At 72.5% G+C, this 14,200-nt stretch carries 12 protein-coding genes; 2 read left to right on the forward strand and 10 right to left on the reverse strand.

The features are described 5' to 3' along the window. Positions 1 to 429: 429 nt before the first annotated feature. Entirely contained in the window at positions 430 to 1,437 is a 1,008-nt protein-coding gene (locus AB0I16_RS22075; protein WP_363251169.1) for a stage II sporulation protein M, read from the reverse strand. Between the two features lie 88 nt (positions 1,438 to 1,525). Between AB0I16_RS22075 and AB0I16_RS22080 the strand changes: the two genes are divergently transcribed. After that, positions 1,526 to 2,521: an RDD family protein gene (locus AB0I16_RS22080; protein WP_363251170.1), complete on the forward strand. Its 996-nt coding sequence runs from the start codon at positions 1,526 to 1,528 to the stop codon at positions 2,519 to 2,521. Between the two features lie 25 nt (positions 2,522 to 2,546). On the opposite strand, the gene AB0I16_RS22085 is transcribed toward AB0I16_RS22080, so the two are convergent. From AB0I16_RS22085 to AB0I16_RS22125, 9 genes are all read right to left on the reverse strand, one after another. Then, a complete protein-coding gene (locus AB0I16_RS22085) occupies positions 2,547 to 3,161 on the reverse strand; it encodes a hypothetical protein (RefSeq protein ID WP_363251171.1) in 615 nt (204 codons plus the stop codon). 549 nt (positions 3,162 to 3,710) lie between these two features. Further along, positions 3,711 to 5,168, reverse strand: a complete 1,458-nt coding sequence (gene ahcY / locus AB0I16_RS22090) for an adenosylhomocysteinase (RefSeq protein ID WP_363251172.1) — start codon at positions 5,166 to 5,168, stop codon at positions 3,711 to 3,713. Positions 5,169 to 5,474: 306 nt separating this feature from the next. Continuing rightward, positions 5,475 to 6,434: a cation diffusion facilitator family transporter gene (locus tag AB0I16_RS22095; protein WP_363251173.1), complete on the reverse strand. Its 960-nt coding sequence runs from the start codon at positions 6,432 to 6,434 to the stop codon at positions 5,475 to 5,477. A gap of 111 nt (positions 6,435 to 6,545) precedes the next feature. Next, entirely contained in the window at positions 6,546 to 7,697 is a 1,152-nt protein-coding gene (gene manA / locus AB0I16_RS22100) for a mannose-6-phosphate isomerase, class I (protein WP_363251174.1), read from the reverse strand. An 82-nt stretch (positions 7,698 to 7,779) separates the two neighbouring features. Next, positions 7,780 to 8,973, reverse strand: coding sequence for an SIS domain-containing protein (locus AB0I16_RS22105; protein ID WP_363251175.1), 1,194 nt, complete (start codon positions 8,971 to 8,973; stop codon positions 7,780 to 7,782). Positions 8,974 to 9,235: 262 nt separating this feature from the next. Then, positions 9,236 to 9,412: a Trm112 family protein gene (locus AB0I16_RS22110; protein WP_363251176.1), complete on the reverse strand. Its 177-nt coding sequence runs from the start codon at positions 9,410 to 9,412 to the stop codon at positions 9,236 to 9,238. A 219-nt stretch (positions 9,413 to 9,631) separates the two neighbouring features. Beyond that, positions 9,632 to 10,996 carry a phosphomannomutase/phosphoglucomutase gene (locus AB0I16_RS22115; protein WP_363251178.1) on the reverse strand — a complete coding sequence of 455 codons (1,365 nt, stop codon included), beginning with the start codon at positions 10,994 to 10,996 and terminating at the stop codon, positions 9,632 to 9,634. A gap of 156 nt (positions 10,997 to 11,152) precedes the next feature. Then, positions 11,153 to 12,769: an L-lactate permease gene (locus AB0I16_RS22120; protein ID WP_363251179.1), complete on the reverse strand. Its 1,617-nt coding sequence runs from the start codon at positions 12,767 to 12,769 to the stop codon at positions 11,153 to 11,155. 180 nt (positions 12,770 to 12,949) lie between these two features. Beyond that, positions 12,950 to 13,321, reverse strand: coding sequence for a DUF3499 domain-containing protein (locus AB0I16_RS22125; protein ID WP_363251180.1), 372 nt, complete (start codon positions 13,319 to 13,321; stop codon positions 12,950 to 12,952). Positions 13,322 to 13,631: 310 nt separating this feature from the next. On the opposite strand from AB0I16_RS22125, the gene AB0I16_RS22130 reads away from it, so the two are divergent. Beyond that, positions 13,632 to 14,090, forward strand: a complete 459-nt coding sequence (locus tag AB0I16_RS22130; protein WP_363251181.1) for a metallopeptidase family protein — start codon at positions 13,632 to 13,634, stop codon at positions 14,088 to 14,090. Positions 14,091 to 14,200: the final 110 nt, after the last annotated feature.

Genomic DNA, 14,200 nt, shown 5'->3' on the forward strand with positions numbered 1-14,200 from the left:
ACTTTTGGCACGCTGTTGAGTTCTCAAGGAACGGACGCTTCCTTTGTACTCACCCTTGCGGGCTTTCCTCCGGGCGCTTCCCTTCGGTGTTTCTTTTGTTCTTGCGTTTCCGACTCTATCAGACTCTTTCGTGTCCGATTTCCTCGGCGCCTTTCCGGTTCCCGCTCGGCCTTTCGGCTCTCGCGTTTCCCTTTCCGGCGGTTCCGACTTTATCAGAAGTTTTCGGCCGGTCTTACCGGCTGAGATTTCCGAATGATCGGGGGTGGCTTCTCGATCAATGAAATTCAAGAAGCAGACAGACCCTAGCTGCCGCCGCTGGACCTTGTCCAGCTCTAGGCAACTGTTCGAATCTACCTCCCCAGGTCCTCCGTGTCAACGGTTTTTCCGGGGCGAAGAGGACAGTAGCAGCTCTGTGGGGCGTGACGCACATCAGGCCGCGCTGGGTGCCGCCGCGCTGCGGTCGGTGCGGTCCAGGTCGCCGGTCTCGCCGGTGCGCGCGGCTCGTCCGCCGAGGACGTAGACGTACGCCAGGAAGGCCAGCTCGGCGGCGACGCCGATGGCGATGCGGGCCCAGGTCGGCAGGCCCGAGGGTGTGACGAAGCCTTCGATGGCACCGGACACGAAGAGGACGAGGGCCAGCCCGATGGCCATGCCCAGGGCGGCGCGCCCCTCCTCCGCGAGGGCGGTGCGGCGACTTCGCGTGCCGGGGTCGATGACTGTCCAGCCCAGGCGCAGGCCCGTGCCGGCGGCGACGAAGACGGCGGTCAGTTCCAGGAGGCCGTGCGGCAGGACCAGGCCGAGGAACGTGTCGAGGCGGCCCGCCGACGACATGAGACCGGCGCCCACCCCGAGGTTGAGCATGTTCTGGAAGAGGATCCACAGGACCGGGAAGCACAGGAAGGCGCCCAGGACGAGGCACATGGCGGCGGCCTGGGCGTTGTTCGTCCAGACCTGCGCGGCGAAGGACGCCGCTGGGTGGCTTGAGTAGTAGGTCTCGTACTCACCACCGGGTCGGGTGAGTTCTCGCAGCTCGGCGGGGGCCGCGATCGACGACTGCACCTCGGGGTGGGTGCCTGTCCACCAGCCGATGACCGCCGCCAGGACCGTCGAGAGCAGTGCGGTGGGGACCCACCAGTGGCGGGCGCGGTAGACGGCGGCGGGGAAGCCCCGGGTCAGGAAGTGGGTCACGTCCCGCCACGAGGCGCGGCGGGTGCCTGTCACGGCGCTGCGCGCGCGTGCCACCAGATGCGTCAGCCGGCCGGTGAGCTGCGGATCGGGCGCGCTGGACTGGATCAGGGAGAGGTGGGTGGCGGTGCGTTGGTAGAGGGCGACGAGTTCGTCGACCTCGGTCCCCGAGAGCTTGCGTCCGCGGCGCAGCAGAGTGTCCAGGCGGTCCCACTCGGCTCGGTGGGCGGTCACGAAGACGTCGAGGTCCATCGGGTGGCTGCTCCTCGTACTGCGGCGCGTGATGGCTCAGCTTGGCAGACTGGTCAGTCCTACGGCAGGGCGGGGAAGGGCGGCGGTCGTGAGTGAGCTTGTGACGGGTGAGGCGGTGGCGCTGGAGCTGCGTCCGGCGAAGCTGCCCAGCCGGGCGTTGGCCCTGGTGATCGATCTGGCGGTGGCCTGGGCGCTCTATCTGGGCGTGACCATCGGGATCGTGGCTTCCACCGCTTCCCTGGACGACGCGGCGGCCGCCGCGGTGGCGGTCGCCGGTTTCCTCCTCATCCTCGTCGGCGTCCCCATCGCCGTGGAGACGCTCAGCCATGGACGGTCGCTGGGGAAGCTGGCGTGCGGGCTGCGGGTGGTGCGGGACGACGGCGGGCCGATCCGGTTCCGGCATGCCCTGGTGCGGGGGGCCATGGGGGTCGTCGAGATCCTCATGACGTTCGGGGTCGTCGCTTGTGTCGCGTCGCTCGTTTCCGCGCGCGGGCGACGGCTCGGGGACGTCTTCGCGGGCACGCTGGTCGTGCGTGAGCGGGTTCCCGCGGGGCGCGGGGGTTTCGTTCCTCCTCCGCCGCCCTGGCTCGCCGGACGGTTCGCGGGGACGGATCTGTCCGGTGTCCCCGAGGAGCTGTGGCTGTCGATTCGCCAGTACCTGACGCGCTTGGGCCAGCTCGACCCGCGGGTGGGCCTGGCGATGGCGGAGCGGCTGGCGGGCGAGTTGGCCGCGCGTACGGGGGCTTCGGTGCCGCAGGGCGTGCCGCCGGCCGCGTATCTGGCGGCCGTCGTGCACGAGCGGCAGGCGCGGGACGCGCAGCGGGCCTTCGGCGGGGCGGCCGAGCCTTTCGGAGCCGCTCATGTGGCCAATGCCACCGGAACCGCCGGTGCCGCCGGACCTGCCGAAGCTGCCGGAGCTGCCGGAGCTGCCGGAGCCGCCCATGCCCCCGGTGCCGGGCAGCCGTCGTGGCCCGTGCCCGTTCAGTCGGCCCAGCGGCACGCGCCTGCCGCGAGCCCGGCTGCCCCGCCGGGTGGTGGTGAGGCGCCGGCCTCCCCCGCCACGGGGTTCGTGCCGCCCTCCTGAGCGTCCGGGCCTCGGGGGGAGGCTGTCAGTCGAAGGCGGACGGCGGGGTTTCGAGGTGTTCGAGCTCGATGCCGGGGGCCGCGAGGACCACGTCGCCGGCGATGTGGACCGCGTGCTGCTCACCGGTGTCCAGGGCGGTGACCTGGTATTCGTCCACAGTCAGCGGGCCGTTGTCAGTGGGGTGTGCTTCTCTCTTCAGCAGGGCCCAGGACTGGTCGAGGGTGCGGGGGGCGAGGACCGGGTCCGTGAAGGCGACCAGACGGACGCGGGTCGCGGGGGAAGCGGGGGCGAGGCGCAGCAGCCTGGCCGTCGCGATGAGGAAGGCGGGGGATGTGCCGGTGAAGGCGTGGGCGGGAGCGTTGTCCTCGGTGGCGTGGGCCTGGGTGGGGTCCGTGCGGACCCAGGTGACGCCGTTGAGGGCGGCGGCGCGGACCTGCCAGTCCCCCGCGTGGAGTTCGAGACGGATGGGGCGGCCGCGGTCGTCGAGCGCGAGGTCGACGGAGCCTGCCCGGGGGTTCGTGGGGGTGGTGCGTTGGGCGACGTAGCGCCAGCCCGAGGGGCCGGGTGCGCAGTGGAAGTGCTCTTCACCGAGGGGGGTGTGATCGTGCACGTCATGGAGCGAATATCGGCCGCGGGGCATGGGCTTGGGTCCTCGGTCAGGTGGGGCGGGTCCGATCCGTGCGGGGGCACGCGGGGCGTGTCCGCCCGGTCCTGATCGGACGGTCCGGGCCAGGGTACGGAGCAGGCCCCCGCCGGGTGGCGAGGGCCTGCTGAAGAGGGCTGCGCGCTGGTCCGGTCACCGCCGCCGGGGCACTCGGTCCCGGCTGGGGCTCCCAGTCACCACCGGGGGCACTCCGTCACCGCCGGAGCACCCGTCACCACCGAAGCACCCTGTCACCGCCGGGCACCCGATCACCACCGGGGCACCCAGTCACCACCAGGGCACCCGTCGCCACCAGGGCACCCGTCGCCACCGGAGCACCCGATCACCGCCGGAGCACCCGATCACCGCCGGGGCACCCGCTCACCGCCGGAGCCGCGACCGAACCAGCGGCTCAGTGGCGGCGAGCCGCCGGGGCAGCCGCGGCCCGCCTGCGTCCGTGGCAAACCCGCAGCCGTGCCCCGCCGGCGGTCATGGCGGACCGCAGCCGTGACCCGCCGGCGGCCACGGCCGTGGCCGCCCGGGCCCTCAGTAGCGGTAGTGGTCCGACTTGTACGGGCCCTCGACCTTGACGCCGATGTAGGAGGCCTGCTCGGGGCGGAGCGTCGTGAGCTTCACGCCGAGCGAGTCGAGGTGGAGGCGGGCGACCTTCTCGTCCAGGTGCTTGGGGAGGACGTAGACGTCGGTCGGGTACTCCTCCTGCTTGGTGAAGAGCTCGATCTGGGCCAGCGTCTGGTCCGCGAACGAGTTGGACATCACGAAGGAGGGGTGACCGGTCGCGTTGCCCAGGTTGAGCAGGCGGCCCTCGGACAGCACGATCAGGACCTTGCCGTCGGGGAAGGTCCAGGTGTGGACCTGCGGCTTGACCTCGTCCTTGACGATGCCCGGGATGGCGGCGAGGCCGGCCATGTCGATCTCGTTGTCGAAGTGGCCGATGTTGCCGACGATCGCCTGGTGCTTCATCTTGGCCATGTCCGAGGCCATGATGATGTCCTTGTTGCCGGTCGTGGTGACGAAGATGTCGGCCGTGTCGACGACCTCGTCCAGCGTCGTGACCTGGTAGCCGTCCATCGCCGCCTGCAGCGCGCAGATCGGGTCGATCTCGGTGATGATCACGCGGGCGCCCTGGCCGCGCAGGGACTCCGCGCAGCCCTTGCCCACGTCGCCGTAGCCGCAGACGACGGCGGTCTTGCCGCCGATCAGGACGTCGGTGGCGCGGTTGATGCCGTCGATGAGGGAGTGGCGGCAGCCGTACTTGTTGTCGAACTTCGACTTCGTCACGGCGTCGTTCACGTTGATCGCCGGGAAGAGGAGGACGCCGTCACGCTGCATCTCGTAGAGACGGTGGACGCCGGTGGTGGTCTCCTCGGTCACGCCGCGGATCTCCGAGGCGAGCTGGGTCCACTTCTGCGAGCCGTCGCTGATGGTGCGGTGCAGGAGTTCGAGGATGGTGCGGTGCTCGTCGTTCTCGGCGGTCTCGACGGCCGGGACCTTGCCGTCCTTCTCGTACTCGACGCCCTTGTGGACCAGGAGCGTGGCGTCGCCGCCGTCGTCCAGGATCATGTTCGGGCCGCCGGTGGGGGTGTTCGGCCAGGTCAGCGCCTGCTCCGTGCACCACCAGTACTCCTCCAGGGTCTCGCCCTTCCAGGCGAAGACCGGGACGCCCTGGGGGTTGTCCGGCGTGCCGTTCGGGCCGACCGCGATGGCGGCGGCGGCGTGGTCCTGGGTGGAGAAGATGTTGCAGGAGGCCCAGCGGACCTCGGCGCCGAGGGCGACCAGGGTCTCGATGAGCACGGCGGTCTGCACGGTCATGTGCAGGGAGCCGGTGACGCGGGCGCCGGCGAGCGGCTGCGCCTCGGCGTACTCCTTGCGGATCGACATCAGGCCGGGCATCTCGTGCTCGGCGAGCGTGATCTCCTTGCGGCCGAAGTCGGCGAGGGAGAGGTCGGCGACCTTGAAGTCCTGGCCGTTGGTGGCGGTGGTCATGTGTGAGCTGCTCCTCGTGGATGGGTCGAGGGATGGGCATGGCTGATCTGCGGCGTCGGGTACCAGGGTGCACCGGCGCGCGCAGCGCAGTCCGTCGGAGGCCCTCTCTCCCTCGGCCGGTCCGTGCGAGGACCGCCCGACCGCCATCAGCAGCGACGTCTGGCTCAGCCACCAAGCTACACCGCGAGGCCCGGCGAACCCCAGCCCGCCTGTGGGGCGGGCGGGCTGCCGGCGGCCGGAACGAGACACGGGAGGGGCCCCGCACCTGCCCGGTGCGGGGCCCCTCCTCGTACCGTGTGGGCCGGGTCAGTGGCCGCCCGGGGTCTTCGCCGGGTTCTCGCCCGCGGCGGCGGCGCCCTCGTCGTAGATGTCGGGCTCCAGGTAGATGACGCGGGCGATCGGGACCGCGGTGCGGATGCGCTCCTCCGCCGCGTTGATGGCGGCGGCGACCTCGGTGGCGGTGTCGTCGTGCTGGACGGCGATCTTGGCGGCGACGAGGAGTTCCTCGGGGCCGAGGTGGAGCGTGCGCATGTGGATGACGCGGGTGACGGTGTCGCCGTCGACCACGGCCTTCTCGATCTTCTCGACCTCCGCGGTGCCCGCGGCCTCGCCGAGCAGCAGCGACTTCGTCTCGGCGGCCAGGATGATCGCGATCAGGATGAGCAGGACACCGATGCAGAGCGTGCCGATGCCGTCCCAGACGCCGTCGCCGGTGGCCAGGGCGAGGCCGACGCCGCCGAGGGCGAGGATCAGGCCGACGAGCGCGCCGAGGTCCTCCAGGAGGACGACGGGCAGCTCGGGGGCCTTGGCCCGGCGGATGAACTGCGTCCAGCTGAGTCCGCCGCGCGTCTGGTTGGACTCCTTGATGGCGGTGCGGAAGGAGAAGCTCTCCGCGATGATCGCGAACACCAGGACTCCGACGGGCCAGTACCAGTGCTCCAGCTCGTGCGGGTGCTTGATCTTCTCGTAGCCCTCGTAGATCGCGAACATGCCGCCGACCGTGAAGAGGACGATGGAGACGAGGAAGGCGTAGATGTACCGCTCGCGTCCGTAGCCGAACGGGTGCTGCGGGGTCGCCTCGCGCTGTGCCTTCTTGCCGCCGAGGAGCAGCAGTCCCTGGTTGCCGGAGTCGGCGAGGGAGTGGACGCTCTCGGCGAGCATCGACGAGGAGCCACTGAAGATGAACGCGACGAATTTCGCCACCGCGATCGCGAGGTTCGCGGCGAGTGCCGCGACAATCGCCTTTGTTCCGCCTGACGCGCTCATGAGTGCCCGGGGTCCCTTCGCTTCCGTGTGTTCTCGGCCGTTGTCGGCGGGCGGTGCTGTGCCCGGCCTGTGCGGTGGGTCATTGTTGCAGCACGCGGGGGTGCTGTTGCGTCAGGCCACCACGGAGGCGCGGAAAAGCGTGCCGGGGCCGGACACTTCGGCCTTTTCGCCCGCGGGGACGAACGCGGACTCTCCGGGGCCGAGCGTCAGTTCGCCGGTGCGGACCGAGCCCGCGGTGCAGAGCAGGATCTGCGGGGTCCCCGCGGTGAGGTCGTGCGGGGCGGCGCCCTCGGGGAGGACGTACCGGGAGAGGCGGAACTCGTCGGTCGGGGTCTCGTAGACCTCCTCGCCGTCGGACGAGGCCTCGGGGCGAAGGATTCCGGGGTCGGTGGGCGCGAAGCGGACGATGCGCAGGAGTTCGGGGACGTCGACGTGCTTGGGGGTCAGGCCGCAGCGCAGGACGTTGTCGCTGTTGGCCATGATCTCGACGCCGAGTCCGTCGAGGTAGGCGTGCGGGACGCCGGCGCCGAGGAACAGTGCCTCGCCCGGCTGGAGCCGTACGTGGTTGAGGAGCATCGCGGCGATGACGCCGGGGTCGCCGGGGTAGTGGTGGGCGATGCCGGCGTAGGGGGCGTAGGCGCCGCCGAGGCGTCGGGCGGCGGCCGCGACCTCGGTGACGGTCTCGGCCATCTGCTCGGGGTCGGCGGTCAGTACGGCCGTCAGGACCTCGCGCAAAGCCTTGTCCTCGGGGTGGGCGCGCAGCAGGTCGACGTACGGCTTGAGGGAGTCGACGCCCAGGCCGTCGAGGAGGTTCGCGGTCTCGGCGGGGGCGCGGAAGCCGCACAGGCCGTCGAACGGCGTGAGGGCGCAGATCAGTTCGGGCTTGTGGTTGGCGTCCTTGTAGTTACGGTGCGGGGCGTCGATCGGGACGCCGCGGCGCTCCTCGTCCGCGTAACCCTCCTTGGCCTGCGCGAGGTCGGGGTGGACCTGGAGGGAGAGCGGGGCGCCCGCGGCGAGGAGCTTGAGCAGGAAGGGCAGGCGGGGGCCGAACTTGTCGGCCGCGGCCTTGCCGAGCTCACGCTCCGGGTCCGCGCCGATGACCTCGTCGAGCGTGCCGCGCCCGGTGCGCGAGGGCGCGCCCGGGTGGGCGCCCATCCACATCTCGGCCTGCGGTTCACCGGTCGGCTCGACGCCGGTGAGCTCCGCGATGGCGGTGGTGGAACCCCAGGCGTAGGGGCGGATGGTGTTGGTGAGGCGGTCCACGGAGGGGCTCTCCCTTACGTACGCGAATGCTGGACTGCGGGGTCGACCGGTGGCGGCACGGCACTGGACCGCGGGGTCATGATCAGTCCCTGTCGGCGAGCGACAGGTAAACGGCGGTGAAATCCGTGATGCCGATCAGGTCGGCGAGGGCGTCGAGTTCGTCGCCGTCCTCCGGTTCCAGCTCGCTGAGCGCGACGTCGTGGCCGTGGGCCAGTTCGCGCGCCGCGGGGGCCGCGGTGAGGCCGCCGGCGTCCACGGGGCGGTCGCGGAGCAGCACCACGCGCGCGCGGAGGGCCGCCGGGTCGTCGACGCGGTCGCGGAAGAAGTCGTCGGTGTCGTCGCCTCCGGCGGGGTTGCCCGCGAGGAGCGCGCCGTGGGCGGGCAGCGCCTCGGGCAGCTCGGCGGCGAGCGCGGCGTGCCCGGCGAGTTCGGCGAGGCCGGCGGCGAAGCGGCGGCCCGCGACGTTCGCGGTGCGGCCCTCGGTCCAGATCAGCGGGAGGGCGTCGGCCAGCTCGGCGGCGAGGGTCTTGGCGGGGTTGCCGTACGTCGCGATGGCGGGGCCGCAGCGTTCGGCGACGCGGTCGAGGCGGTCGGCGAGCCTCTGCAGGGCGTCGACGGGGGCGGCGGTGAGGCCCGTGCGGTCCATGAGCACGAGGAGCGGGACGAGGAGGGCCCACAGGGTGCCGGGGGCGCCGGGGGCGGCTTCGTCCTCGACGCGGCGTGCCTCGTACGAGAGGGCGGCGCGCGCGGCCTCGTCGTGCCCGCCCTCGTAGGCGCCGTAGGGCGAGGCCGCCATGGGGACGGTGAGGCCGTGGCTGCCCTCCACGCTCTCGGCGATGGGGGTGCGGGCGGGGGCGACCGCGACGACCGTGCAGCCGCGGCGGTACGCCTGCTCGGCGAGGAGCGAGAGGCCCGGCTCGGAACCGTCGGGGGTGGCGATGAGCAGCAGGTCCACCGGGCCGACCCAGCCGGGCAGTGCCCAGCGCAGGGCGCCCGCGGCGGGGGCGACGCCGGTCGGGGCGAGGCGGATGACGGGGCAGGCGGCGCTGACCAGGCCGTCCAGGACGTTGGCGACGCAGGCGGCGGCGGTGCCCGGGCCCGCGATCAGGATGGCGCGGGGGCGGCCGTCGGGCTTGAGTTCCGTGAGCCCGGCCTCGGTGGCGTGGCGGATCGCGGTGCGCACGCGGGCGCCCGCCTCCGCGGCGCCGCGGAGCAGTCCGCGGCGGTCGGCGCGGGCCAGCGCCTCCGGGTCTTCCAGCAGCGACTCGTCGAGCATGGGTCAGGCCTCCGATCGCCGTGCGCGGCTTCCTGCACGGCGTTGTCGTGCGGGGCGCATCGCCGGTCCCGTCCGGTGGCCGGCGCTTCCTGCGCGGTGCGGTGTCACGAGGCACGTACGCCGTGCCCTTCGGGCGGTCGGGCGCTTCCCGGACGGCGCGCGCCGCCACGCGGGCGCTCGTGCCGTGCGCGGGATCGTGCCGTGCGCGGGAGGGTTCCCTACGCGGGCGCGAGAGGGTTCCGTACGCGGGTTCGCCGTGCCGTTACGCGGGGCGGCGGGCCTCGTCGACCAGGAGGACGGGGATGCCGTCGCGGACCGGGTAGGCGAGGCCGCACTCCTTGGCGTCCGCCGTGCAGACCAGCTCGGTGTCCGTCTCGTTGAGGGGAGCGTGGCAGGCCGGGCAGGCGAGGATCTCCAGGAGGCCGGCTTCGAGCGCCATGGGGTGGGTCCCTTCGAGCTGATGTGGTGGGTTCCCGCGGTCCTGCGGTACCGGTTGCGACGGGGCAGGATGCGGCCTGGTCAGCCTACCTCCGTGCGCGGCGCGGCGTGGGGACGGACCGAAGCCCGCCCCCGCGGCACCGCGGCCGCCCCGGGGACCCGGGACCGCCCCGCGGGACGGAGGCCCGCCCCGCGGTACGGAAGCGCCCCCACGGGGCGGCTACCCGCGGATGATCGCCAGCGCCTCGTCGCGCACCTTCGTCATCGTGGCCTCGTCGCGGGCCTCGACGTTGAGCCGCAGCAGGGGCTCGGTGTTGGAGGCGCGGACGTTGAACCACCAGTCGGCCGCCGTCACCGTGAGGCCGTCCAGCTCGTCGAGGGTGACGCCGTCCCGGCCCTCGTACGCCGTCCTGATCGCGGCGAGGCGGGCGGTCTGGTCGTCGACCGTGGAGTTGATCTCCCCGGAGCCCGCGTACCGGTCGTACTGCTGGACCAGGGCGGAGAGCGTGCCCTCCTGGCCGCCGAGGGCCGCGAGGACGTGGAGGGCGGCGAGCATGCCCGTGTCCGCGTTCCAGAAGTCCTTGAAGTAGTAGTGCGCGGAGTGCTCGCCGCCGAAGATCGCGCCGGTCTTGGCCATCTCCTCCTTGATGAAGGAGTGGCCCACGCGCGTGCGCACGGGCGTGCCGCCGCTCTCCTTGACGACCTCGGGGACGGACCAGGAGGTGATCAGGTTGTGGATGACCGTGCCCTTGCCGCCGTGGCGGGCCAGCTCGCGGGAGGCGACCAGGGCGGTGATGGCCGAGGGGGAGACCGGGGCGCCGTTCTCGTCGACCACGAAGCAGCGGTCCGCGTCGCCGTCGAAGGCGATGCCGAGGTCGGCGCCCTCGGCGCGGACGCGCTCCTGGAGGTCCACGATGTTCGCCGGGTCCAGCGGGTTCGCCTCGTGGTTGGGGAAGGTGCCGTCCAGTTCGAAGTACATCGGGACGAGGTCGAGCGGCAGGCCGTCGAAGACGGTGGGGACGGTGTGCCCGCCCATGCCGTTGCCCGCGTCGACCACGACCTTCAGGGGGCGGATGGCGGTCAGGTCGACGAGGCCGCGCAGGTGCGCCGCGTAGTCCGTCAGCGTCTCGCGCCGCGTGAGGGTGCCCGGGCTCGCCGCGTCCTCGGGGGCGCCGGACTCCAGCCAGCCCTCCACCAGGGCGCGGATCTCACCGAGGCCGGTGTCCTGGCCGACCGGGGCGGCGCCCGCGCGGCACATCTTGATGCCGTTGTACCGCGCGGGGTTGTGCGAGGCCGTGAACATCGCGCCCGGCAGGTCCAGCGCGCCCGACGCGTAGTAGAGCTGGTCGGTGGAGCAGAGGCCGATCTCCGTGACGTCCACGCCGCGGGCCGCCGCGCCGCGCGCGAAGGCCCGCGAGAGGCCCGGCGACGAGGGGCGCATGTCGTGGCCGACCACGATCGCGTCGGCCGACGTGACCTGTGCGAAAGCCGCCCCGAACAGCTCGGCCATCGACTCGTCCCACTGATCCGGGACCACCCCGCGGACGTCGTACGCCTTCACGATCTGGGACAGATCAGCAGTCACGGCCAACCCTCTCTGGAGATTCTGGGAGATTCTGGGAGTTCAGCGGTCCCCGTGGCCACATCGTGCCCCCGGGGTCACATCAATCCTTCCCCACGTCGGTCACCCCACGTCGGGCTCTCCAAACTACCCGCAACGACCGGCGGTGACCTGCGCCACTCACGGCAGCATCCAGCCGAGGACCACCGTGCTCTGGCCGACCACGACCAGGCACATCACCAGGAGCAGTCCGAGGCTCCACGGCAGGACCTTGCGCAGCAGGTCGCCCTCCCTGCCCGCGAGCCCGACGGCGGCGCACGCGATCGTCAGGTTCTGCGGGGAGATCATCTTGCCGAGGACGCCGCCCGAGCTGTTGGCTGCCGCGAGCAGCTCCGGCGAGAGACCCGCCTCCCTGGCCGCCGTCACCTGGAGCGCGCCGAAGAGGGCGTTGGCGGAGGTGTCGGAGCCCGTCACGGCGACGCCGAACCAGCCGAGCACCGGCGAGAGGAAGGCGAGGCCCGCGCCGGCGGCGGCCACGTAGTGCCCGATCGTGGCCGCCTGTCCGGAGAGGTTCATGACGTACGCGAGGGCGAGCACGCACGTCACGGTGAGGATCGCGAAGCGCAGCTCGTGGACGGTGGCCGCCCATTCCCGTACCGCCACGCGCGCGTGTACGCCGATGACGGCCGCCGTCGCCACGCCGGCGAGCAGCACGAGCGTCCCGCCGGTCGACGCCAGGGGCAGCGAGAAGACGTTGCCGCCGACCGGGTCGCCCGAGGGGTCGGCGACGTCGAGGAAGGGCCAGTCGAAGGTCCGCGTCGCCCCGGCGAGGAGGTCCTTCACCGCGGGGATCTGGGCGAGCGAGAAGACGGCGACGATGAGGGCGTACGGGGCGTAGGCGCGCAGCACGTCGGGGCGCGGGTCGTCGTGGTCGAGGTCTTCGCTGCGTACGCCGGTGAGGACCGCCGCGCGGACGGGCTCGGCGGCGGGCCTGCGCGCGTGCGGCACGGCCACCAGGGCGCCCGCTCCGAGCAGGGCCGCCCCGATGTCGGCCAGCTGGGCGGAGACGTGGTTGGAGGCGGCGAACTGGGCGGCGGCGAAGGCGGTGCCGCAGGCCAGGGCGGGCACCCAGGTCTCGCGGAGGCCGCGCCGCCCGTCCACGAGCCAGACCAGGAGCAGCGGTACGACCAGGGCGAGCAGCGGGGTCTGGCGGCCGACGACGGTGGCGACGGTGTCCAGCGGGAGGCCCGTCACCTGGGCCAGCGTCACCACGGGGGTGCCCATGGCGCCGAAGGCGACGGGCGCGGTGTTCGCGACGAGGGCGACGACGGCGGCGCGCACCGGGTCGAAGCCCAGGGCGACGAGCATGACGGAGCAGATCGCGACGGGCGCCCCGAAGCCGGCGAGGGCCTCCAGGAGCGCCCCGAAGCAGAAGGCGACGACGAGCGCCTGGACGCGGGGGTCGTCGGAGAGGCGGCCGAAGGAGCGGCGCAGGACGTCGAAGTGCCGGGTGCGGACCGTCATGCGGTGGACCCACAGGGCGTTCACCACGATCCACAGGATGGGGAAGAGGCCGAAGAGGGCGCCTTGCGCGGCGCTTGAGGCGGTCTGGCCGAGTGGCATCCCGTACGCGAGCCAGGCGACGAGGACGGCGACCGCGAGCCCGATGAGCCCGGCGCGGTGGGCCTTCATGCGGACGGCGCCGAGCAGGACGAGGACGGTCAGGAGGGGCAGGGTCGCGACGAGGGCGGAGAGGCCGAGCGAGTCGGCGACGGGCTCAAGCTGCTGCACGAACAAGGGACGCCTCCCGGGCTGTGGGTGGCGAAATCGTCGTGGCGGCGGTGAACGGGCGTCAACGCGTGTGACGGAGGGGGTTCGGTGAAGGCGCCCCCGGGCCAGGAGCTTCGACGGCGCCATGGGTCCTGGGCGTCAGAAGTCCCGGACTTCAGAAGTCCCGGACTTCAGAAGTCCCGGACGTCAGGAATCCGGTGACCGCAGCACCCTGAGGTGGCCGCGGCGGGCGACCTCCATGGGGTCCGCGGCGCGCGGTCCGCCGCCCTCGGCGGCCCGGTCCTGCGGGCGGGCGGCCTCCCGCACGGCGTTGGCGAGCGCTTCGAGGTCGTCGCCGGAGGGGCGCGCCGGGCCCGAGGCGTGGGCGAGCCTGACGACCTCCCAGCCGCGGGGCGCGGTCAGGCGCTCGGAGTGCTCGGCGCACAGGTCGTAGCAGTGGGGTTCGGCGTAGGTGGCGAGGGGGCCGAGGACCGCGGTCGAGTCGGCGTAGACGTACGTCAGCGTCGCGACGGCGGGACGGCCGCAAGCGGTGCGCGAACAGCGACGTACAGGGCTCACAGCGTTGGACGGTACCGCACTCTTGAGCGGGCCGCGACGACTCTCGACGACGTCACCCCACCGTGTCGCGTCGTGCGCCCGGGGCGGGAGTGACCCTGACGCACCTCGTTGACCTGCGGGGACGCCAGTGACCGCAGGGGCTGCTGGTACTGAATCCGGTCACCACATGGCGCGAATCGAGTCATTTGGCACGGCCAGGACGGTCGCGGAAGGATACGTAATCGAGTCCAACCCGGGCATGACCGGTCAGGAAGCGACATGCCGCGCTCCGTACGGAAAGGGCGATCTCGGGGACTACGCTGCGTCAGTGATGGACGACGTACAGCCCCCCTCCGGAGAACCGAGGCCCCGCCGTCGCGACCGCCACGGCAGGGGCATGCGCGGCCCCGTGGCGCCGCCGCAGGTGCCGCTCTCGGCGAGCCGTGCCGAGGCCTTCTCGGATCTCGTGCAGGACTCCGTGGAGCGTCTCGAACGGCGCTGGCCGCAGCTCGCGGAGATCGACTTCCTCGTACTCGAAGTGCCGCCCCTCGGCGGCCCCGGTGGCCGGGACGCGGAGTGGCGCGACGAGGTCGTGCCGCTGGGCGGCGCCATCACGGCGGCCGAGGGGCGGCCCGCCCGTGTGGTGATCTACCGCCGCCCGGTGGAGATCCGCACCAAGGGCCGCGACGAGCGCGCGGCCCTGGTGCACGAGGTCGTCGTCGAGCAGGTGGCCGACCTGCTCGGCCTCTCCCCCGAGTCGGTCGACCCGCGCTACGGGGACGAGGACTGAGAAGGCCGGAGGGGACCAGGACGGGACTGCGGGGATCTGAGAGGGCCAGGACGGGACTGCGGGGACCGGAGAGGGTTGGAGGGGACTGAGGCCCGCGTTCTCGTGCCCGG

It is taken from the genome of Streptomyces sp. NPDC050703 (assembly GCF_040654435.1).
Classification (GTDB): Bacteria; Actinomycetota; Actinomycetes; order Streptomycetales; family Streptomycetaceae; genus Streptomyces.